The 558-nt window shown below is 46.1% G+C and carries 1 protein-coding gene; it reads left to right on the top strand.

What is annotated here, in order from left to right; translation table 11 throughout:
• The coding region (locus R7093_RS27250) for an FKBP-type peptidyl-prolyl cis-trans isomerase (RefSeq protein ID WP_318147280.1) at positions 1–512 on the top strand (512 nt) is incomplete at its 5' end.
• Positions 513–558: the final 46 nt, after the last annotated feature.

Here is a 558-nt window from a genome sequence, read left to right as displayed (position 1 = left end):
TCTTTAAAGGCAACGCAGAGCTAAACGAAGAAGAAACACGTGCTGCTCTAGAGTCTCTAGACAAGCGTGTTGCTGAGAAGATGCAAGCACAAGCAGCAGAAAAAGCAGCGGCAGCGAAAAAAGCTGGCGATGATTTCCGTGCGGAATTCGAAAAGCAAGAAGGCGTAGTGAAAACAGACACAGGTCTTCTATACCAAGTAATCACACCTGCTGAAGGCGAGAAGCCAAAAGACACTGACACTGTACAAGTACACTACAAAGGTACGTTGATTGACGGTACTCAGTTCGACAGCTCTTACGATCGTGGTGAGCCAGCAACGTTCCCTCTAAACCGTGTTATCCCAGGTTGGACAGAAGGTGTTCAGCTAATGCCAGTGGGTTCTAAATTCAAATTTGTTATCCCGCCAGAGCTTGCATACGGTGACCAAGACACGCCCAGCATTCCTGCAAACTCAACACTTGTATTTGAAGTTGAGCTACTAAAAGTTGAGAATGACAAAGCTGAGCAATAAGAACGAGCTGAGCTAAGTTATTGAAAAAGGTCCGTTTAACGGGCCT

Source organism: Vibrio sp. 1580 (assembly GCF_033340055.1).
Note: the sequence above shows the minus strand (reverse complement) of the source record. Positions and strands in the feature narration are given on the sequence as shown.